General features: G+C 66.5%; 19 protein-coding genes and 1 pseudogene. 7 read left to right on the top strand and 13 right to left on the bottom strand.

Annotated features, from left to right (window positions below):
* Nucleotides 1-59 precede the first annotated feature (59 nt).
* Nucleotides 60-965: pseudogene (locus tag AC6LJY_RS22010) on the bottom strand (LysR family transcriptional regulator); the annotation flags it as partial.
* Between the two features lie 161 nt (nt 966-1,126).
* Between AC6LJY_RS22010 and AC6LJY_RS22005 the strand changes: the two are divergent.
* The 3 genes from AC6LJY_RS22005 to AC6LJY_RS21995 are packed head-to-tail and all read left to right on the top strand — an operon-like array spanning nt 1,127 to nt 3,099.
* Nucleotides 1,127-1,702 carry a chromate transporter gene (locus tag AC6LJY_RS22005; protein ID WP_219990934.1) on the top strand — a complete coding sequence of 192 codons (576 nt, stop codon included), beginning with the start codon at nt 1,127-1,129 and terminating at the stop codon, nt 1,700-1,702.
* On the top strand, nt 1,699-2,223 hold the full coding sequence (locus AC6LJY_RS22000) for a chromate transporter (protein WP_046805214.1): 525 nt from the start codon (nt 1,699-1,701) through the stop codon (nt 2,221-2,223). The genes AC6LJY_RS22005 and AC6LJY_RS22000 overlap by 4 nt, the downstream gene beginning before the upstream one ends.
* Before the next feature lie 30 nt (nt 2,224-2,253).
* Nucleotides 2,254-3,099, top strand: a complete 846-nt coding sequence (locus AC6LJY_RS21995) for a DUF1345 domain-containing protein (RefSeq protein WP_498136764.1) — start codon at nt 2,254-2,256, stop codon at nt 3,097-3,099.
* Nucleotides 3,100-3,235: 136 nt separating this feature from the next.
* Here the strand turns inward: AC6LJY_RS21995 and AC6LJY_RS21990 are convergent, their stop codons facing one another.
* From AC6LJY_RS21990 to AC6LJY_RS21960, 7 genes are all read right to left on the bottom strand, one after another.
* Nucleotides 3,236-4,357, bottom strand: coding sequence for a methyltransferase (locus AC6LJY_RS21990; RefSeq protein ID WP_046805215.1), 1,122 nt, complete (start codon nt 4,355-4,357; stop codon nt 3,236-3,238).
* Between the two features lie 139 nt (nt 4,358-4,496).
* On the bottom strand, nt 4,497-6,164 hold the full coding sequence (locus tag AC6LJY_RS21985; protein WP_046805216.1) for an OFA family MFS transporter: 1,668 nt from the start codon (nt 6,162-6,164) through the stop codon (nt 4,497-4,499).
* A 74-nt stretch (nt 6,165-6,238) separates the two neighbouring features.
* A complete protein-coding gene (locus AC6LJY_RS21980; protein WP_046805217.1) occupies nt 6,239-6,496 on the bottom strand; it encodes a formate dehydrogenase subunit delta in 258 nt (85 codons plus the stop codon).
* Between the two features lie 77 nt (nt 6,497-6,573).
* On the bottom strand, nt 6,574-7,404 hold the full coding sequence (gene fdhD / locus AC6LJY_RS21975) for a formate dehydrogenase accessory sulfurtransferase FdhD (RefSeq protein WP_498136763.1): 831 nt from the start codon (nt 7,402-7,404) through the stop codon (nt 6,574-6,576).
* A 28-nt stretch (nt 7,405-7,432) separates the two neighbouring features.
* Entirely contained in the window at nt 7,433-10,309 is a 2,877-nt protein-coding gene (gene fdhF / locus AC6LJY_RS21970) for a formate dehydrogenase subunit alpha (RefSeq protein WP_498136762.1), read from the bottom strand.
* Between the two features lie 15 nt (nt 10,310-10,324).
* A complete protein-coding gene (locus AC6LJY_RS21965) occupies nt 10,325-11,929 on the bottom strand; it encodes a formate dehydrogenase beta subunit (protein ID WP_498136761.1) in 1,605 nt (534 codons plus the stop codon).
* A complete protein-coding gene (locus AC6LJY_RS21960; RefSeq protein WP_314365046.1) occupies nt 11,926-12,495 on the bottom strand; it encodes a formate dehydrogenase subunit gamma in 570 nt (189 codons plus the stop codon). The genes AC6LJY_RS21965 and AC6LJY_RS21960 overlap by 4 nt, the downstream gene beginning before the upstream one ends.
* 181 nt (nt 12,496-12,676) lie before the next feature.
* On the opposite strand from AC6LJY_RS21960, the gene AC6LJY_RS21955 reads away from it, so the two are divergent.
* The 3 genes from AC6LJY_RS21955 to mobA are packed head-to-tail and all read left to right on the top strand — an operon-like array spanning nt 12,677 to nt 15,539.
* On the top strand, nt 12,677-13,756 hold the full coding sequence (locus AC6LJY_RS21955) for a substrate-binding domain-containing protein (protein ID WP_498136760.1): 1,080 nt from the start codon (nt 12,677-12,679) through the stop codon (nt 13,754-13,756).
* Between the two features lie 42 nt (nt 13,757-13,798).
* The gene (moaA, locus tag AC6LJY_RS21950) at nt 13,799-14,914 is read left to right on the top strand and encodes a GTP 3',8-cyclase MoaA (RefSeq protein ID WP_046805222.1); all 1,116 of its coding nucleotides are present in this window, start codon (nt 13,799-13,801) and stop codon (nt 14,912-14,914) included.
* Nucleotides 14,907-15,539 (top strand): molybdenum cofactor guanylyltransferase MobA, encoded by a 633-nt coding sequence (mobA, locus tag AC6LJY_RS21945; RefSeq protein ID WP_498136759.1) that lies wholly within the window; start codon nt 14,907-14,909, stop codon nt 15,537-15,539. Before moaA ends, mobA begins: the two co-directional genes overlap by 8 nt.
* A gap of 18 nt (nt 15,540-15,557) precedes the next feature.
* Here the strand turns inward: mobA and AC6LJY_RS21940 are convergent, their stop codons facing one another.
* From AC6LJY_RS21940 to moaC, 5 genes are read right to left on the bottom strand one after another with little or no spacing between them, the layout of a single operon-like run.
* Nucleotides 15,558-16,763: a molybdopterin molybdotransferase MoeA gene (locus AC6LJY_RS21940; RefSeq protein WP_046805223.1), complete on the bottom strand. Its 1,206-nt coding sequence runs from the start codon at nt 16,761-16,763 to the stop codon at nt 15,558-15,560.
* Nucleotides 16,764-16,766: 3 nt separating this feature from the next.
* The gene (gene moaB, locus AC6LJY_RS21935; protein WP_120156757.1) at nt 16,767-17,288 is read right to left on the bottom strand and encodes a molybdenum cofactor biosynthesis protein B; all 522 of its coding nucleotides are present in this window, start codon (nt 17,286-17,288) and stop codon (nt 16,767-16,769) included.
* A complete protein-coding gene (locus AC6LJY_RS21930) occupies nt 17,285-17,767 on the bottom strand; it encodes a molybdenum cofactor biosynthesis protein MoaE (RefSeq protein ID WP_314365055.1) in 483 nt (160 codons plus the stop codon). Before AC6LJY_RS21930 ends, moaB begins: the two co-directional genes overlap by 4 nt.
* 7 nt (nt 17,768-17,774) lie before the next feature.
* Nucleotides 17,775-18,026 carry a MoaD/ThiS family protein gene (locus AC6LJY_RS21925; RefSeq protein WP_104145566.1) on the bottom strand — a complete coding sequence of 84 codons (252 nt, stop codon included), beginning with the start codon at nt 18,024-18,026 and terminating at the stop codon, nt 17,775-17,777.
* The gene (gene moaC / locus AC6LJY_RS21920) at nt 18,007-18,495 is read right to left on the bottom strand and encodes a cyclic pyranopterin monophosphate synthase MoaC (protein WP_046805227.1); all 489 of its coding nucleotides are present in this window, start codon (nt 18,493-18,495) and stop codon (nt 18,007-18,009) included. Before moaC ends, AC6LJY_RS21925 begins: the two co-directional genes overlap by 20 nt.
* A 137-nt stretch (nt 18,496-18,632) precedes the next feature.
* On the opposite strand from moaC, the gene AC6LJY_RS21915 reads away from it, so the two are divergent.
* Nucleotides 18,633-19,853: AsmA family protein (locus AC6LJY_RS21915; RefSeq protein ID WP_498136758.1), on the top strand; the 1,221-nt coding region annotated here is incomplete at its 3' end.

The raw sequence follows: 19,853 nt of genomic DNA, 5'->3' as shown, positions 1-19,853 counted from the left end.
GCTGAACCCGAACCCGACTCCGCGCCTTCGACCCCACCTTCGCCCGCGCCGACGCCATCCGCGCGATGCCGGCGCACTTCGTCGATCAGCTTGCGGGTCGCGCCCGACAGCGGCGCATCGCGCCAGATCAGCTTCAGCGCGGCGCGCAGCGCCACGGGGCCGGTCACGTTGACGTACACCACGCCTTCGATGTTCACGCGCCGCAATGACGCGGGCACAAGCGACACGCCCAGCCCCGCCGCCACCAGGCTCAAGGTGGACAGCATGCGCGGCGCTTCCTGCACCACGCGCGGGCTAAAGCCCGACGCGCTGCATGCCGTGATGATGGCGTCGTACAGGCCCGGGCCGCTGTGCCGCCGATACAAGATCAGGGATTCCTCGGCCAACTCGGACAGCGCGATCTGCTGTCGCGCGCGCCCCTTGACGGCGGGATGGTCGGCGGGAAAAGCGGCCAGCATGGTTTCTTCCAGCACCGTTTCCTCGGCCACGCCTGGCGTGCTGGCATACGCGCCGCGAATGAAGGCCACGTCGACCCGGCCTTCACTGACCGCGTCGCGCAGTTCGCCCGAACTGCTTTCTTCCAGCACCAGCCGCACATTGGGCGCGCTTTCCCGAAAGCGGCGGATGACCGAAGGCACGAAGGGATGGAACGCCGCCGACCCGGTAAACCCCACCGTCAGCCGGCCGGCTTCCCCCTGCGAGACCCGGCGCACGCCGTCCACCGCCTGATCGACCAGCGCAAGAATGCTGCGCGCGTCTTCCTTCAAGGCACGGCCGCTTTCGGTGAGTTCCATGCCGCGCGGCAGGCGGTGAAACAGGGTCACGCCAAGCTCCTGTTCCAACACGCGTATCTGTTGGCTGAGCGGAGGCTGGCGGATGCCCAGCCGTGCCGCGGCCTTGGTCAGGTGAGCTTCCTCGGCGACGGCCAGGAAGTAGCGCAGCAGGCGCAGGTCTACAGATGCCATATGCAGTGAATATGATTGTTTGCGTGGTCATATATTAGACATTATCCAAGCCGAAGAGTAGGCTGCGAGCCTTGGTTTTCCGCTGTCGCCGCGCGCGTTTCGCGTGGTGTGAACGACGCGCCAGCCCTTGCCCCGCCGGCCTTGCCCCGGCTTACGACCCTATGAATGCAGCACCCTTGACCCCCGACGCCGCCACGCGGCCGCCGCCCACTTGCGGGCAATTGTTCACCGGTTTCCTGATGCTTGGCCTGACCGCTTTCGGCGGCGCGTTGCCCCTGGCGCGCCGCATGGTCGTTGAAAAGCACGGCTGGTTGAGCGGCCCCGAATTCACCGACCTGCTGGGGCTGTGCCAGTTTCTGCCCGGCGGCAACATCATCAACCTGTCGGTGGCGCTGGGCATGAAGTTTCGCGGGCCGCGTGGCGCGTTCGCCGCCTTGATGGGGCTGATTCTTGCACCGTCGGCCATCGTCATTTTGTTGGGCATGGTGTACGACCGCTTTCAGAACGATCCGCATATCCAGCACCTGTTCGCCGGCCTGGCCGCGGCGGCGGCGGGGCTGCTGATTTCGATGGCGGTCAAGATCGGCGTGCCCGTCATCAAGCGCCGCGACTGGCTGGCGGGCGTGGTGGCAACGCTGTGCTTCGTGGCCGTGGCGGTGCTGCGCATTCCGCTGTTGCCGACCATGGCGGTGTTGACGCCGTTGAGCATCCTGCTGGTCTGGAGGCAACGTCGATGATCCACACACTGATTGCCCTGGCCCTGATCTTTTCCCAGCTATCGGTGCTGGCGTTCGGCGGCGGCAACACGATCCTGCCCGAGATGCAGCGCCAGGTCGTGGACGTGCACGGCTGGATGACGGCGGCCGACTTTTCGGCGCTGTTCGCGCTGGGGCAGGCCGCGCCGGGGCCGAACCTGATGGTGGTCACGCTGGTGGGCTGGCATGTGGCCGGTTGGTGGGGCATGTTGGTCACCACCATCGCCAAGTTCGGCCCGTCGTCGCTGATCACCATCGTGGCGCTGGGCTTGTGGGAACGCTTCAAGGACCGCCCATGGCGGGGCGTGATCCAGGCGGGTATTTTTCCCATGACGGTGGGGTTGGTCGCGGCCAGTGCGGCGCTGATCACCGAGGCGTCCGTGCACTCGTGGCTGCTGGCCGCCATCACCACCGTCGTGGCGGTACTGGGCAGCACCACGCGCATTCACCCGCTATGGCTGTTGTTTGGCGGCGCGCTGGTGGGTTTGTTGGCGATCGGTTAGCGTAGGCGCTTGCCTAGCGCAGGAGCCCCCATGACCCAACCGAGTACGACCAAACCTCGGATTGAAGAACCAAAGGACGGCGAACAAAAGGTTCGGACGGCGCAGCCCGACGAAGCGGACCGGGGCGATACCGATCGGGACCACGGTGAGCCGGACGACGCAGAGCCGGGCGACGCAGAGCCGGGCGAAGCCAAGCCCGACCACGCCAAGCCGAACGACGGCCACAGCGCCTCAGTTGAGCGCCTGCCCTTTTTCCACGCGCATCGACGCCTGATGTTGTGCGGCATGCTGTTCCTCGCGGTGGGCGGCGGCGCGTACGCGTGGGGGCGTTCAGTCAGCCTGGCGCTGTTGCTGGGCTTCGATGCCGCCGCGCTGGTGTTCCTGGTGCTGACGGCGCGGGTGTTCGGCAAGGCCAGCCCCGCCTCAATGCGCGTGCAGGCCAGACAGCAGGACGTGGGCCGTTTCGGCGTGCTCTGGAGCAGCGTGGCCTTGTCCTGCATGGTCTTGATGGCGCTGTGGGTCGAACTGCACGGCGAAAGCAGCTCGGGCGGCGCACTGGATATCCTGGCGGCGGGCGCGACCATCGTGCTGTCGTGGCTCTACATGAACATGATTTTTGCGCTGCACTATGCGCATGGCTACTACGGCCATCGGACCGGCGCGCACAAGGGCCTGGATTTTCCCGGCACGCAGGAACCGGACTACTGGGACTTTGCGTATTTTGCGTTGGTGCTGGGCATGACGTTCCAGGTGTCAGACGTGCAGATCGTCAACCGCCGCGTGCGCCGCATGGCGTTGATGCACAGCGTGATCGCGTTCTTCTTCAACGTGTTCATCATCGCAATCAGCGTGAACGTGGCGGCGGGAAAAGCATAGCGAAAGCGGAGAGGGAATGCCCCCACGCGGCGCACGCTACGCGCGCTTGCTGCCCCCCGAGGGGGCGTCTCCCGCCTTGGGGGCGGCCCGGCGGCGGGAGGGGTGCCCCGCGCCGCAGGCGTCGGGGCCTTCGCGATCAGGCGGCGGCGCCCAATCTCCACAGCGAGGTGACTTCCTTTGAGCGCGCGGCGTACAGCGGGTCGCTGGGGTCTTTGGCGCGGGCGTGCGTGGGGCGGGTGTCCAGGCGTTCGATGACGCGCAGGCCGGCCGTGTCGATCATTTCAAGCAGCTGTTCGCGCGTGCGCAGGCCCAGGTGCTCGGCCAGGTCAGACAGGATCAGCCAGCCTTCGCCGTTGGGCGTCAGGTGCGCCGGCAGCCCGTTCAAAAAGCCGCGCAGCATGCGGCTGTCGGGGTCGTACACGGCCTGCTCCACCGGCGAGCTGGGGCGCGCCGGCAACCACGGCGGGTTGCAGACCACCAGCGACACTCGGCCTTCGGGGAACAGGTCGGCGTCAACCACGTCGACCTGTTTGTCCAGGCCCAGTCGTTCCAGGTTTTCGCGGGCGCACGCCAACGCGCGCGGGTCCTGGTCGGTGGCGATGACGCGCTTGCCGCCTCGGCGTGCAATCACGGCCGCCAGCACGCCGGTGCCTGTGCCGATATCGAACGCCACGCTACCGCGCGGCATCGGCGTATTCGCCACCAGATCCACATACTCGCCACGCAGCGGCGAGAACACGCCGTAGTGCGGATGGATGCGGTTGTTCAAAGCGGGGATCTCAACGCCCTTCTTGCGCCATTCAAACGCGCCGATCAGGCCCAGCAGCTCGCGCAGCGACGCCACATAAGGCTCGTCGGCCGGGCCGTGCGCTTCTTCGCAGGCCTGGCGCGCATCGGGCGCGCGGCGCAGCGAAATGCCGTGGCCGGCGTCAAACGGAATCAGCAGCATGCCCAGGATGCGGGCGCGCTGCGATTGGATCTGGCGATGCTGGTTGAACGCTTCCAGCATGGTCTCGACCGGCTTGCGCGGGCGCTTGTCCACGCGCCGCGTCATGGCCAGCAGCAGCTGGCGGGCGTTCTGGAAATCTCCGCGCCACAGCAGGCCCACGCCTTCGCACGCTTGGCGGTACGCCATGTCGGCGGTCAGTTTGTCGTCCACCACCACCACGCGCTTGGGCGGCGTTGCGCCGGTTTCAGAGCGCCAGCGGGCGGAATGGGGGACATCGTTTTCAACCCAGTGCAATTCGGGGGCGCTCAATGTGTCGCTCCAGCAAGGACGGGGGAAGGGGTAAGGATCATGGGGACCAATAAAAAAAGATAGGGCGCGGGCTGCCAATGTAGCAGCTTCGCGCCCCGGGGCGGGCGCGCGGCACGCCGGCCGCCGCGCGCAACACGCATCAGTGGAAAAGGACCACCGCCTTTTGCAACGTGATCCAGATGCCCCAGGCCAGCGGGATGCCCACGCAGGCCCAGGCAAACAGCACCAGCACGGCGGGTGTGCGGAACGTGGACGCGCCCACGCCGTGCGTTTCGGCGGCGGCCGCGCGCTCGTGCGCCAGCGCTTTTTCATGCGCCAGCTCGTCATCCGACATGAAGTACTTCGGATTGACCGGTCGTATCGCCAGATTGCACAGGAAGCCCAGCACCAGCATGCCCGCCAGGATGTACATCGTGATGTCGTACACCTGCGCGCGCGGCACGCCGATCGACAGCTGGTACTCGCGGATATAGTTCACCAGCACCGGGCCGAAGATACCGGCCGCCGACCACGCCGTCAGCAGGCGACCGTGAATGGCGCCCACCATCTGCGTGCCGAACAGGTCCGCCAGATACGCCGGTACGGTGGCGAAGCCGCCGCCGTACATGGACAGGATCACGCAGAACGCGGCCACGAACAGCGCCAGCGCGCCGATGTGGGCCGTCCAGGGAATGGCGGCGTACAACACGAAGCCCAGCACGAAGAAGATCAGATACGTCATCTTGCGGCCCAGCTTGTCCGACAGGCTGGCCCAGAAGAAGCGGCCGCCGATGTTGAACAGGCTGAGCAGGCCCGTGAAACCGGCCGCAATGGCGGCGATGGCGGCCAGTTGATCCTTGTCCAGCTGGCCAAAGCCCAGTTCCGGCTTGTTGATCAGCCCGCCGCCGAACACCTCCTGCAACAGCGGCGACGCCATGCCCAGAATGCCGATGCCGGCCGTGACGTTCAGGCACAGCACCAGCCACACCAGCCAGAACTGCGGCACGCCCCAGACGCGCTTCACGTGCACGTGCCCCTTGGTGATCATGGCGTTGTTGGCATGCTTGGCCGGGGCGGTCCACCCTTGCGGCTTCCAGCCCGTGGGCGGCACGCGGTAACCCAACGCACCCGACATCATGAACACGAAATACACCACGGCCATGGTCAGAAACGTTTGCCACACGCCCGGCGAGGTCGGCGTGGCAAAGTGGCGCATCAGCAAGTCGGCCAACGGGGCGCCGATCATCGCGCCGCCGCCAAAGCCCATGATGGCCATGCCGGTGGCCATGCCGCGCCGGTCGGGAAACCATTTGATCAGCGTGCTGACGGGCGAGATATACCCCAGCCCCAGCCCGATGCCGCCGATGACTCCCGAGCCCAACCACAGCATCCACATCTGATGCAGGTACACGCCGATGGCGGAAATGACCAGGCCGCCGCACCAGCACACAGCCGACACCACGCCCGCCTTGCGCGGGCCGGCGCGTTCCAGCCAGCCGCCCCATAGCGCGGCCGAGCACCCCAGCAGCACGAAGAACAGGGTGTACATCCACCCCATGGTTGAAATTTTCCAGTCGCAGCTGGTGGTGAACAACTCGGCCACCAGGCTCATGTCGGCCGGGCAGGCCAGCGGCTTGGCGCCGCCCACCACTTTGGACAGCGGCAGCCAGAACACCGAAAAGCCATAGGCCATGCCGATGCACAGGTGGATGGCCAGGGCGGCCGGCGGCACCAGCCAGCGCGAGAAACCCGGCCCGGCGATGGTGCGTTCTTTGTCAAAAAAGCCCGGCTTAGCGCCGGGCAGGTCCAAGGTGGCGGTGCTTTCCATGTAGTCTCCTCGATGGGTGCGGCTTTATCGCCGCTATGTTTTGTTTTGACTGCGGGTAAAGCGGTGGCGCCCGGCTAGTTCACGCGGGGCGCGGGCGTCAGGCGCTGGCGGTTCTGCGTGACCGCGTCCAGCACCAGCGGATGCAATTGTTCGTCGCCGGCATCGCCGTCCGGGGTGGCCGCCAGGAAGCCCAGCAGCTCGTTGCGCATGCGCGGTTCCCAGAACTTGTGGATATGGTTGGCCACGCCTTCCAGCGCTTCGTGGCGGTCCGGCATGGCGTCAAAGAACTGGCCGATGCGGTTGGCCATGCGGATCAGGTTGCCGATTTCCATTGCGAGTCAGGGTCCGGTTCAAGTGCGATTCAGGATGCGATTCAAGGTGCGATTCAAGGTGCGCTTTAACCCGCGCTTCAGGCGATGAATCGTTCGGGGTGCGAATACAGCGTGGCGTCGTCGCCGCGTAAAAAGCCCACCAGGCTGACGTTGGCGTCTTGCGCCAGACGGATGGCCAGCGCCGTGGGGGCGGACACCGCGGCCAGCACGGCCACCCCGGCCGCCGCCGTCTTCTGCACCATTTCAAAACTGGCGCGGCTGGACACCAGCACGATGCCGTTACCGCCGTGCATCGCCTGTCGTGCCAACGCACCGATCAGCTTGTCCAGCGCGTTATGGCGGCCCACGTCTTCGCGCAGCAGCGCCACGGCGCCGTCGCTGCCCGCCCAGCCGGCCGCGTGCGTGGCGCCCGTGATGTCGTGCAGCGCCTGGCGCGCGCGCATGTCGCGCATGGCGGCCAGCACCGCGCGGATGCGCACGGCCGACCCGTTCGTCACGGGCGCCACCGGCCGCAGCACTTCCGGCAGGGTTTCCACGCCGCACAGGCCGCAGCCGGTGCGTCCGGCCATGGCGCGCCGCCGCGTTTTCAAGCGCACTTCGCAAGCGCTGGAAATTTCCACCTGCACCACGATGCCATCGCATTGCGGCAGCACGTCAATGCCGCGCACATCGCTGACGCTGTCGATGATGCCTTCCGACAGCGAAAAGCCCACGGCAAAGTCTTCCAGGTCGGCCGGCGTGGCCAGCATGGTGGCGTGGCTGATGCCATTGAATTCCAGCGCCACCGGCGTTTCCTCGGCAACAAAATCCGATTCGGCGGCGGGGGCGATGGTCCCGCCCCGCACGCGCGTGACCTGGGTCGGCGTGCAGTCGGGGCGGGGCGGCGGGGGCGTTGTCTGGGAAGTCATGGCATCCGGGGCAGTGGCTGGCAGGCGGTCATTTCCCGGTCAGCGCCGCTTCGTTCTCGCGCGATCGCTCGCGCAGCAGCTTTTGCTGGATGTCGGCAAAGCGCGACCATTGGCGTTGCCATTCCGAAGGCTGGGACACGCGCGTCACCTGCACGGCCGTGACCTTGTATTCGGGGCAGTTGGTCGCCCAGTCCGAGCTGTCCGTCGTGACGACGTTGGCGCCTGACTCGGGAAAGTGGAACGTGGTGTATACCACGCCCGGCTGCACCCGGTCGGTCAGCGTGGCGCGCAGCACCGTTTCGCCGGCGCGGCTCTGGATGCCGACCCAATCGCCTTCGGCCACGCCCCGATCCTCGGCGTCTTGCGGATGCAGTTCCAGCACATCCTCGCCATGCCACATCACGTTGGGCGTACGCCGTGTCTGCGCGCCCACGTTGTATTGCGACAGGATGCGGCCCGTGGTCAAGAGCAGCGGGAAACGGCGCGTGCTGCGTTCGTCGGTGGGCACGTACTTGGTAATCATGAACTTGCCCTTGCCGCGCACGAACGTGTCGATGTGCATGATGGGCGTGCCGTCCGGCGCATCGTCATTGCACGGCCATTGCAGGCTGCCCAGCTTGTCCAGCTTGTCGTAGCTGACGCCTGCGAACGTGGGCGTCAGCCGCGCGATTTCCTCCATGATTTCGCGCGGGTGCGTGTAGTTCATGGGGTAGCCCAACGCGTTGGACAACGCCACCGTCACTTCCCAATCCGACTTGCCGTTCTTGGGTTCCATCACCTTGCGCACGCGCGAGATGCGGCGTTCGGCGTTGGTGAAGGTGCCGTCTTTTTCCAGGAACGACGAGCCCGGCAGGAACACGTGCGCGTACTTGGCGGTCTCGTTCAGGAACAGGTCCTGCACCACGATGCACTCCATGGCCGCCAGCGAGGCCGCCACGTGCTGCGTGTTGGGGTCGGACTGCACGATGTCTTCGCCCTGGCAGTACAGGCCCTTGAACGAGCCGCCCAATGCCGCTTCGAACATGTTGGGAATGCGCAGGCCGGGTTCCGGTTGCAGCGTCACGCCCCAGTCGCGTTCGAATTGCGCGCGCACGGTGTTGTCGGAAATGTGGCGATAGCCGGGCAACTCGTGCGGGAACGAGCCCATGTCGCACGAGCCTTGCACGTTGTTCTGGCCGCGCAAGGGGTTCACGCCCACGCCCTCGCGGCCGATGTTGCCGGTGGCCATGGCCAGGTTGGCAATGGCCATCACGGTGGTGGACCCTTGGCTGTGTTCGGTCACGCCCAGGCCGTAGTAGATGGACCCGTTGCCGCCGGTGGCGAACAGCCGCGCCGCGCCGCGCACGGCTTGCGCCGGCACGCCGGTGATTTCGGCCATGGCCTCGGGCGAGTTCTCGGGCAGCGATACAAAGTCGCGCCATTCGTTGAAGGCCTTGGCTTCGCAGCGTTCGGCCACAAAGGCCTCGTCGATCAGCCCTTCGGTGGCGATCACGTGGGCCAGCGACGACAACAGCGCCGTGTTGGTGCCCGGCCGTACCTGCAAGTGATAGTCGGCCTTGATGTGCGGCGAGCTGACCAGTTCGATGCGGCGCGGATCAATCACGATCAGGCGCGCGCCCTGGCGCAGGCGGCGCTTCAAGCGCGAGGCAAACACCGGGTGCCCGCTGCTGGGGTTGGCGCCCATCACGATGACCACGTCGGTGTGCATGACCGAATCAAAGGTCTGCGTGCCGGCCGATTCACCCAGGGTCTGCTTCAGGCCGTAGCCGGTGGGCGAATGGCAGACGCGCGCGCAGGTGTCCACGTTGTTGGTCCCGAAGGCAGCGCGCACCAGCTTTTGCACCAGCCAGGTTTCTTCGTTGGTGCAGCGCGACGACGTGATGCCGCCGACCGCGTCGCGGCCGTACTGGCTTTGGATGCGGCGAAATTCCGACGCCGCGTAGTTGATGGCCTCGTCCCAGGACACTTCCTTCCAGGAATCGGTGATGTGCTTGCGGATCATGGGCTTGAGCACGCGTTCCTTGTGCGTGGCGTAGCCCCATGCAAAGCGGCCCTTCACGCACGAGTGGCCGCGGTTGGCCTGCCCGTCTTTCCAGGGCACCATGCGCACCACTTCCTGCCCCTTCATCTCGGCCTTGAAACCGCAGCCCACGCCGCAGTACGCGCAGGTGGTGATGACCGAGTGTTCGGCCTGACCCATCATGATGACGGTCTTTTCCTGCAACGTAGAGGTCGGACAGGCCTGCACGCAGGCGCCGCAGGACACGCATTCGCTATCCAGGAACGGCTGGTCCTGCCCGGGCGACACGCGCGATTCAAACCCCTTGCCCGAGATCGTCAACGCAAACGTGCCTTGCGTATCTTCGCAGGCGCGCACGCAGCGGTTGCAGACGATGCACTTGGACGCGTCGTAGCTGAAGTAGGGATTGGAATCGTCGACCTTGGCGTCCAGGTGGTTGGCGCCGTCATAGCCGTAGCGCACGTTGCGCAGGCCCACCACGCCGGCCATGTCCTGCAATTCGCAGTCGCCGTTGGCGGGGCAGGTCAGGCAGTCCAGCGGGTGGTCCGAGATGTACAGCTCCATCACGCCGCGCCGCAGCTCGTGCAGCTTGGGGGTTTCGGTGACCACCACCATGCCGTTTTCCGCCGGCGTGGTGCAAGACGCGGGATAGCCGCGCCGGCCCTCGATCTGCACCAGGCAAAGGCGGCACGACCCAAAGGGTTCAAGGCTGTCGGTCGCGCACAGCTTGGGGATGTTGATGCCGGCCTCGGCGGCCGCGCGCATCAACGACGTACCCTCGGGCACGCAGATTTCCTGGCCGTCGATGGTCAGGGTAATGGTGTTGGCGGACTCGCGCGCCGGGGTGCCCAGGTCGCGGTCGCGCTTGATGACGGTCTCTAGCATGGTCGTCTCTCGGGTTCAGGCCGCGTGCGCGGCAGACTGCGAGGACTCGATGCCGAAGTCCTGCGGAAAATGGTTCAGCGCGGAAAGCACGGGGTAGGGCGCCATGCCCCCCAGCGCGCACAGCGAACCGCCCATCATCGTGTCGCACAAGTCACGCAGCAGGTGCACCTGTTGTTCGCGCTGCGCGGGGCTGACCCCGCCTGCCGCGATCTTGTCGATGGTTTCAACGCCGCGTGTGGAACCGATGCGGCACGGTGTGCACTTGCCGCAGGATTCAATCGCGCAGAACTCCATGGCGTAGCGAGCCATGCGCGCCATGTCCACGGTGTCGTCAAACGCGACGAGCCCGCCGTGGCCGATCATGGCCGAGATCTGTATGTAGGCTTCGTAATCCAGCGGCACGTCCCATTGCGATTCGGGCAGATAGGCGCCCAGCGGGCCGCCCACTTGCACGGCGCGCAACGGCCGGCCGCTGGCGCTGCCGCCGCCGAAGGTGTAGAGCAGGTCACGCAGGCTAAGGCCGAACGCCTTTTCCACCAGGCCGCCTTGCTTGACGTTGCCGGCCAGTTGGAACGGCAAGGTGCCATGCGAGCGGCCCACGCCGTAATCGCGGTAGTAGGCGGCGCCCTTGGCCAGGATGATGGGCACGGTGGCCAGCGATATCACGTTGTTGATGACGGTGGGCTTGCCGAACAGGCCCGAGATCGCGGGCAGCGGCGGCTTGGCGCGCACCACGCCGCGCTTGCCTTCCAGGCTTTCCAGCAGCGAGGTTTCTTCGCCGCAGATGTAGGCGCCCGCGCCCTTGCGCACTTCCAGGTCGAAGCGGCGTCCGCTGCCGTGCACGTCGGCGCCCAGCCAGCCGACGCTGCGCGCGCGGGCGATAGCGGCTTGCAGGGTATCGATGGCGTGCGGGTATTCCGAGCGCACGTAGATGTAGCCGTAGGTGGCGCCCACGGCCAGCCCGGCAATCGTCATGCCTTCGATCAGCACATAGGGGTCGCCCTCCATCAGCAGGCGGTCGGCGAAGGTGCCCGAGTCGCCTTCGTCGGCGTTGCACACGATGTACTTCTGGTCGCCGGGCGTGCCCGCCACCGTTTTCCATTTGATGCCGGTGGGAAACGCCGCGCCGCCGCGTCCGCGCAGGCCGGAGGTGACCATCTCGTCGATGATGGCGGCCGGGTCCATTGCCAGCGCCCGCTTCAGGCCCGCCAGGCCGCCGTGCGCGGCGTAGTCCTGCAAGGACAGGGGGTCGATCACGCCCACGCGGGCGAAGGTCAGGCGCTCTTGCTGTTTCAGGTAGGGGATGTCTTCGGTCAGGCCCAGGCACAGCGGGTGTACGGGGGCGGCGCCTGCGGCGTTGTCGTGGTGCGTCAGCCAGCCGGCATCGAACAAGCCGGCCACGTCCTCGACCGCCACGGGGCCGTAGGCGACGCGGCCGTTGGGCGTGGCCACTTCCACCAGCGGTTCCAGCCACAACAAGCCACGCGACCCATTGCGCACGACCTGCACGGCCAGGCCGCGCGCATCGGCGATGCGTTCAACCTCGCGCGCCACGGCGTCCGCGTCCATGGCCAGCGCGGCCGCGTCGCGCGGCACGTAGATGACGACGGGGGCGCTCATGGGGTGGTCTCCTGCGGTTGGGCCAACGTGCGCGCCAACAAGCGGTCCAGCTTCTCGGGCGTGACGCGGGCATGCGGCCGGCCATCGATCATGACGGCGGGCGACTGCGCGCATAGCCCCAGGCAGTAAACGGGTTCCAGCGTGAAATTGCCGTCGGCGGTGTGGGCATGAAAATCGCAGCCCAGATGCGCGCGGGCATGGGCGGCTAGCTGGTCGCCGCCCATCGCCTGACAGGACTCGGCGCGGCACACTTCCAGCGTGTGGCGCGCGGCCGGCTGGCTGCGAAAGTGCGGGTAGAACGTGATGACGCCGTGGACTTCGGCGCGGGACAGGTTCAGGGCCTCGGCGATGGTTTGCACCGCTTCGGCCGGGATACAGCCCAGTTCATGCTGCACCTGATGCAGCACCGGCAACAAGGGGCCGGGCAGGTCTTTCAGCCGCGCAACGATGCGGGCGGTGGTGGCAATGGCGGGGGTGGTGGACGCCTGGGCGGCGTCTAGAGCCAATTGGCCGCCCCGGGCGCCGCCGCTGGACGCCAAGTCGGATGTTGCCTCGCGCTGATGCACGGTGGTCTCCTCCAGTGTTGCTGGGCCCCTTGACGGGGTCTGTTGTGGCGGTCGGATGTTCGGGTATTCCCAGGCAATTAATAGGCTTTTAAAAACATAATAAAAACCAGTCCGCCGCGTTATTTGTGTACTCTAACCACGTACTTGAACGCCTTCAATAAGAAATAAATGACATATAAAAATGACGTATAAGTTCCGAATCGGGCTGCGGCCGCAATGGACCTTGGGCGGGGGCGACGACACGGCTCCTTTGCCCTTGCAGGACATGCTGGCGCTGTTGGCCGCCATCGACGCCACGGGCAACATCACCGGCGCGTGCCGCGCATGCGGGCTGTCTTACCGCCATGCCTGGGGCGTGCTGCGGCGCTTTGAAACGCTATTTGGCACGCAGCTGCTGGTGACGAACCGGCGCCAGGGCACGCAGTTGGCGCCGTTCGCGCAGCGCCTGCTGTGGGCCAACCGACGCATCGAAGCGCGGCTGATGCCCACGCTGGACAGCATGGCGTCGGAATTGCAGGAAGAACTGGAAAAGCTGCTGCCCGAAAGCGGCCCGCATCTGCGGCTGCACGCCAGCCACGGCTTCGCGGTGGAATCGCTGATGCAGCACATGGGCGGCAGAAAGCCCGGGCTGGAACTGCGCTATCGCACCGCCATCGAGGCGCTGGCTTCGCTAGAGCGCCACGAATGCGATCTGGCCGGTTTCCAGGTGCCGCTGGGCGACTTTGAAGCGCCCATCATGGAACGCTACGCGCAGTGGCTGCACGCCGATGAATACCTGCTGATCCATCTGGCCGTGCGCAACACCGGCTTGTTCGTCACGGCGGGCAACCCCAAGCAGATACGCGGCATGGCCGACCTGGCGCGCCCGGACGTGCGCTTCGTCAACCGCCAGATCGGGTCCAGCACGCGTTACCTGGTCAGCTTGATGCTTCAGCGCGCAGGCGTGTCGATTGGCGAAGTCCAAGGCTACGAAACCAACGAATTCACCCATATGGCCATTGCCGCGCATATCGCCAGCGGCATGGCGGACACGGGCGTGGGCGTGGAAACCGCCGCCTGCCGTTTCGGGCTGGACTTCATCCCGCTGGTGCGCGAACGCTACTTCTTTGCCATCCGCAAGTCGTCACTGGAAACGCCCGCCATGCAAGACCTGCTGTCGATCATGCGCAGCGCCGACTATGTCGGCTACGTGGGGCAGCTGGTGGGTTACGACGCCAAGGACACCGGCCGCCTGCAAACCCTGGAAGAGGCCTTCGCCTAGGGCCGCCGCCCGGGACGCCGCTTGCCGATATATGATCGCCCCATGAGCAAAGTGATTTTCCTTGCCGACCGCCGGTCCGACCGTTCGGCCTGGCCCGCGCCCGGCGAACTTCCGGCCGACGGCCAGCCCGCGCTGGACCGGCGCGCGCGTCCGCTGCGCGACCTGCGCATTTCCGTGACGGACCGCTGCAACTTCCGCTGCACCTACTGCATGCCGCGCGAAGTGTTCGACGCCAGCTATACCTTCATGCCGCATTCGGCGCTGTTGTCGTTTGAAGAAATCAGCCGCCTGGCCGGCATCTTTACGCAACTGGGCGTGGAAAAGATCCGCCTGACGGGCGGCGAACCGCTGCTGCGAAAACATATCGAAAACCTGGTCGGCCAATTGGCGGCGCTGCGCACGCCGGCGGGCCAGCCGCTGGACCTGACGCTGACCACCAACGGCAGCGTGCTGGCGCGCAAGGCGGCCGCGCTGAAAGCCGCCGGGCTGACCCGCGTCACTGTCAGCCTGGACGCGCTGGACGCGTCGATGTTCCAGGATATGAGCGACAGCGGCTTCACGCCCGACGACGTGCTGCGCGGCATCGACGCCGCCGCGGACGCGGGCTTGGCGCCGGTCAAGGTCAACATGGTGGTGCGGCGCGGCCTGAACGACGGCCAGATCCTGCCCATGGCCGAACGCTTCCGGCACAGCGGGCACATCCTGCGCTTTATCGAATACATGGACGTGGGCAACACCAACGGCTGGAACCTGTCTGAAGTGGTGCCCAGCCAGGAAGTGCTGGACCGCATCGGCGCGGCCTACCCGCTGGAACCGGTGCAGTCCGCCGACATGGGGCGCGTGGCCGAGCGCTGGCGCTATCTGGACGGCGGTGGCGAAATCGGCGTGATTTCCAGCGTCACCCACGCATTCTGCGGCGGCTGTACGCGCGCGCGCCTGTCGCCGGAAGGCAAGCTGTTTCTGTGCCTGTTCGCACACGAAGGCTTTGACCTGCGCGCGCCGCTGCGCGATGGCGCCACCGACGCCGAACTGGCCGCGATGCTGGCCGGCATCTGGGGCGGGCGCGCCGACAATTATTCCGAACTGCGCGGCCGCAACATGGCGGACCCAACGCCGGACCCGGGCCGCAAAGTCGAAATGAGCTACATCGGTGGGTGACGCGTCGTTGCTGGCCCCTTGCATCGCCGGCTTGATCCTGGCGGGCGGGCTGGGCTCGCGCATGGCCCATCAGGATAAGGGGCTGGTGCTGTTGAACGGTGAGCCCATGGTGGCGCATGTCGCGCGCCGGCTGGCGCCGCAAGTGGCGCGGCTGATCATCAGCGCCAACCGCCATGCTGACCACTATGCGCGCTACGGCACGGTGGTGGCGGATAACGAACCGGGCTTGGAAAAATACCAGGGTCCGCTGCTGGGCATCGCGGCGGGGTTGGCCGCTGTGGCCGCAGTGGCGGATGTGGAGTGGGTGGTGGTGGCGCCGTGCGACACACCGTTTCTTCCCGCCGATCTGGCCGCGCGCCTGGTCGACGCCGCGCAATCCGCGCAGGCGCCCATGGCCTATGCAATGGCAGGCGAACAGCGCCATTCGGCCTGCATGGCGCTGCGCCCATCGCTACTGCCGGGCTTGCGCGCCTACCTGCACGGCGGCGATCGAAAAGTCGGTCTGTGGCAGGCGCGCGTGGGCGCCGTGGCGGCGCGCTTTGACGACGCGCCGCATGCCTTCATGAACGTGAATACGCCCGAAGAATTGGCCGAGGCCCAGCGCTACGCCAGCCAGGGCCGCTGATCCGGCCAACGCCCGGCGCTACGCCAGCCAGTGGCGCAAGTCGTAATACGGCACGCGGTCGCCATCGTTGACCAGCACGTCGGCCGGCAGGCGCGCCAGGCCCGTGGCCCACGGCATCGAACTGATCACGCCCGAGCCTTGATGGCCGTAGGGCACCAATTCGGCGGTGCCTTCGGTGGCGACACGGCGCTGCACCCGCAGGAATTCCTCGCGTCCGTCCTTGCGCGGATTCTCGGTGCGCAGCGGCAGCAGGCTGACGGGCGGGAAGATCTCTTCGCGGCCTTGCATGCGGCGCACCAGCGGCGACACCAGCATGGCGAACACGGCGTAGGCCGACACGGGGTTGCCCGGCAGGCTGACGACGGGCTTGCCGTTGATCTGTGCCAAGGCCACCGGCTTGCCCGGTTTCATGCGCACTTTCCATAGCGATAACTCGCCGCCCAAGGTGGCCAGCGCGGGCTTGACCAGATCGCGTTCGCCCACCGACACGCCGCCCACGCTCAATACCAGATCGCAGTCGGCCAGCAGCGTCTTGAACGCGGCCAGCAGGTCTTCTTCGGTGTCGCGCGCGTGCAGCACGTGCACGGGCACGGCGCCCAGGCCGCGCGCCAACGCGGCCAGCATCGGGCCGTTGGAGTTGTAGATCTGTTCGGGGGCGCGGGGCGAGCCGGGCGGGACGAGTTCATCGCCCGTGGTCAGGATGCCCACGCGCAGCTGGCCGACCACCGGCACGGTGGCAAGCCCCTGCGAGGCCAGCAAGGCCACGTGCGCGGCTTGCAGCATGGCGCCGGCCGCAAGCAAGGGTGCGCCAGCCATCGTGTCTTCACCCCGGCGGCGGATATGCTGGCCGGGCGCGGGCTCACGCGAGATTTCCACGTGGTTGTCGGCTTCCACCGTGTCTTCCTGCATGACGACGGTATCGGCGCCGTCGGGAATCAGGCTGCCGGTGAACAGGCGGATGGCGTGGCCGGGCTTGAGCGGTTCGGGCACGTCGCCGGCATAGCAGCGTTGCTGGATCGGCAGGCGCGCGCCGGCTTGCCAATCGGCCACGCGCAAGGCGTAGCCGTCCATGGCGCTGTTGTCGGCGGGGGGGATGTCCACCGTGGCTTGCAGGTCGGTGGCCAGCACGCGGCCGGCGGCCTCGGTCAAGGCGATGTCTTCGCGGCGTTGCAGCGGCCCGGCCGCATTGGCCAGCAGGGTCTGGGCGTGATCAAAATCCAGCATGGGTCAGTGGTCTTCTTTCTGAGGCTTGAAGTGCGAGGCGAAATTGCACGGGCGGTGGGCGCTGTCGAACTGTTCACGCAGTATCTGCGCCCAGGCCGTTTCGCAGGCGTTGTTTGAACCGGGCAAGCAGAAGATCAGCGTCTGATTGGCCGACCCCGCGAACGCGCGCGACTGGATCGTTGAACTGCCGATCTCGGTGTACGAGAGTTGCCGGAACAATTCGCCAAAGCCGGGAATTTCGCGGTCCAGCAGCGGCAGGATGGCAGCCGGCGTGTGATCGCGATGCGAAAAGCCCGTGCCGCCGGAGGTCAGGATGACCTGCACTTCGGGGTCGGCAATCCAGTCGCTGATCACGCGGCGGATCTGGTAGATGTCGTCGCGCACGATGTCGCGGCGCACGCACTGGTGGCCCGCATGCGCCAGGTTGTGGGCAAGCAGATTGCCGGAGGTGTCGTCGCCCGCGCTGCGGGTGTCGCTGACCGTCAGCACGGCGCAGGCCAGCGAGACAGGAATTTCTTCGCTCATTTGCTTTCCTTCGGTGGGGCGGTGTCTTCATCCCAGGCGTCGGTGCGGTCCTGGTCGGCCTGGCGTTGTTCTACCCAGAAGCTGTTGCCGCCGGCCAGCGTCTCGCGCTTCCAGAACGGCGCGCGCGTCTTGAGCGCGTCGATGATGTATTCGCAGCCGCGAAAGGCATCGCCCCGGTGGGCGCTGGCCGCCGCCACGAACACGATCTGCGCATTGCGCGACAGCGCGCCCACGCGGTGCACGATGACGGTGCCGTCCAGCTTCCAGCGCTGGCGCGCGGTGTCGGCAATGGCTTCCAGCTCGCGCTCGCACATGCCGGGGTAGTGTTCCAGGTAGAGCGTGTCGGTGGGCGAGTCGGGCGCGTAGTCGCGCACATAGCCCACGAAGGTGACAATGCCGCCCACGCCGGACCCGGCGTTATCGCGTAGCGCCGCCGTCAGCGCGGCGGCGTCGAAATCGGCTTCCTGGACGCTGATCATGGCGTTCTCAGCCTCCGGTGACGGGTTCGAACACAGCCACTTCGTCGCCGGGCCGGATCGTTGCCGTGGGTTTGGAATGGGTTTGGTTGATGGCCAGTTTCAGGCGCGCGGCGGGCGCCAGCTGCGGGTAGCGTTCCCCCAGCGCGGCCAGCAATTGCGCGCCGGTGGACTCGCTGTCCAGCGGCCAGTCTTCACCGCGCTTGCCGACCAATTCCGCCACGCGGGCGAAGTACAGAAGATTAATCGTTGCGCCATTCACCGCTTTTTCCTCCGGCCTTGTACTTAAGGCGAACTTGTTCAACCACGATGCCCTTGTCGGCGGCCTTGCACATGTCGTAGATGGTCAGCGCGGCCACGCTGCACGCCATCATGGCTTCCATTTCCACGCCGGTCTTGTAGCTGGTGCGGCAGGTGGCCTGGATGTCGATGCGGTGCGCGGCGTCGTCCAGCGAGAAGTCCACGCCCACAAACGCCAGCGGCAGGCTGTGGCAAAGCGGGATCAGTTCCGCGCAGCGCTTGGCGGCCAGCACGGCGGCCACGCGGGCGGTGTTGAGCACTTCGCCCTTGCCCTTGCCCGGCTGCGTCAACAGGCCATAGGCCACGGCATTCATGCGCACGCTGGCCACGGCAATGGCCACGCGTTCGGTGTCCGTCTTGGCGATGACGTCGACCATGCGGACCTGGCCGGCTTCGTCCAGGTGGCTCAGGGTGGGGGTGGCAGATGACATTGGGAATCGGGATCGAGAATTGTTAATGTTTGAAAAGGGCGGTCCCGGCAGGCCGGGCAGGCCGCTGTTCCGCCTATGATAGACGAGCCCTAATCGGGGCGCGATAATCGCCATCAACTCGTCTCAGGAGACTCGCGATGCCCTTGCGGCGCCCCAAGCTTCGGTTCACCCGGCGCGCCGGCAAAATCTTGTTGGGCATAGTGGCGGTTGTGCTGATCCTTTGCGCAATTGCCGCCTGGCAAGTCCCAAAGGTGCTGCACAACGTGCTGACGGACGACGTGGCCAAGATGATTGGGCGCGACGTTTCCGTCGGCAAGATCACCTTCAACCCGTTCACGTTGACCATCCGCGCACGCGACCTTGCCGTGGCGCAACCGGGTTCGCAGACGCCGCTTCTGGCGCTGGCTGAAATGGATGTCAGCGCCGCGTGGAGCTCCTTGTTCTGGTTCGCGCCCGTCGTGGATCGGCTGACGCTGCGCCAGCCTACCATCGCCATCGTGCGCGAAGACGTCACGCGATTCAATTTCTCTGACATACAGCAACGCGTCGCGCAATTAACCGCCGCCCAGCCCGAAGAACCGCCCAAGCCCGATACCGGTCTGCCCCGGTTTTCGCTGAACAACATGGTGATCGAGGGCGGCGCCATCACGCTGGACGACAAGGTCACCGGGCGCAAACAGGTAGTGGACGAACTGGGCCTGGGCGTGCCGTTCATTTCCACCTTCGGCTATGCCACGGATATCGACGTGCAGCCGCGCGTGCACCTGCGCATCAACGGCAGCCCGTTTGACCTTACGGGCGTGGCGCGGCCGTTCGACAAGGTGCCGTCCTCCACCTTGCGCGTTGCGTTCAATGGCCTGCAACTTGAAAAGTGGGCCGACGTGTGGCCCATGCCGCTGCCGTTCAAGCTGGACAGCGCGCTGCTGGATTCGAACCTGCAAGTGGTGTTTGAACAGCCCAAGGACGCGCCGCCCAAGATACGTGTGGTGGGCGATCTGGCGCTGCGCCGCTTCGATCTGCGCGATACCGACGGCGACACGCTGGCCGCCTGGAGCGCGTTGACCGTCACGCGTCTGGAACTGGAACCCATCGCGCGCCAGGTGTATGTGGGCGAAGTGGGCCTGTGGGCGCCGCAGGTGCATGTGCGGCGCTACGCCAATGAACACCTGAACTGGCAGGACGTGGTGGTCAAGCTGAAGGCGCTGGGCGGCGTGGCCGCGACCGACACCCCCGTGGCGGACAAGCTCAAGCGCGACCTGGGGCTGAAGGTCGCGCCGAAGGCGCAGGAGGGCGCCGCGCCCGGCGCCGGCACCGGTGCTGCGCCTGCCACTGGCACCGGCACGGCACCGGCCACCGGC

The sequence above is a fragment of the Achromobacter sp. RT286_PF genome, assembly GCF_059760425.1.
This window is presented reverse-complemented; position numbering and strand designations above follow the sequence as displayed.

Coding starts and splice junctions, on each gene's coding strand:
- AC6LJY_RS22005 (WP_219990934.1), top strand. CDS start 1,127: ATGAATGCAGCACCCTTGACCCCCGACGCCGCCACGCGGCCGCCGCCC.
- AC6LJY_RS22000 (WP_046805214.1), top strand. CDS start 1,699: ATGATCCACACACTGATTGCCCTGGCCCTGATCTTTTCCCAGCTATCG.
- AC6LJY_RS21995 (WP_498136764.1), top strand. CDS start 2,254: ATGACCCAACCGAGTACGACCAAACCTCGGATTGAAGAACCAAAGGAC.
- AC6LJY_RS21985 (WP_046805216.1), bottom strand. CDS start 6,164: ATGGAAAGCACCGCCACCTTGGACCTGCCCGGCGCTAAGCCGGGCTTT.
- AC6LJY_RS21980 (WP_046805217.1), bottom strand. CDS start 6,496: ATGGAAATCGGCAACCTGATCCGCATGGCCAACCGCATCGGCCAGTTC.
- fdhD (WP_498136763.1), bottom strand. CDS start 7,404: ATGACTTCCCAGACAACGCCCCCGCCGCCCCGCCCCGACTGCACGCCG.
- fdhF (WP_498136762.1), bottom strand. CDS start 10,309: ATGCTAGAGACCGTCATCAAGCGCGACCGCGACCTGGGCACCCCGGCG.
- AC6LJY_RS21965 (WP_498136761.1), bottom strand. CDS start 11,929: ATGAGCGCCCCCGTCGTCATCTACGTGCCGCGCGACGCGGCCGCGCTG.
- AC6LJY_RS21955 (WP_498136760.1), top strand. CDS start 12,677: ATGACGTATAAGTTCCGAATCGGGCTGCGGCCGCAATGGACCTTGGGC.
- moaA (WP_046805222.1), top strand. CDS start 13,799: ATGAGCAAAGTGATTTTCCTTGCCGACCGCCGGTCCGACCGTTCGGCC.
- AC6LJY_RS21940 (WP_046805223.1), bottom strand. CDS start 16,763: ATGCTGGATTTTGATCACGCCCAGACCCTGCTGGCCAATGCGGCCGGG.
- moaB (WP_120156757.1), bottom strand. CDS start 17,288: ATGAGCGAAGAAATTCCTGTCTCGCTGGCCTGCGCCGTGCTGACGGTC.
- AC6LJY_RS21930 (WP_314365055.1), bottom strand. CDS start 17,767: ATGATCAGCGTCCAGGAAGCCGATTTCGACGCCGCCGCGCTGACGGCG.
- moaC (WP_046805227.1), bottom strand. CDS start 18,495: ATGTCATCTGCCACCCCCACCCTGAGCCACCTGGACGAAGCCGGCCAG.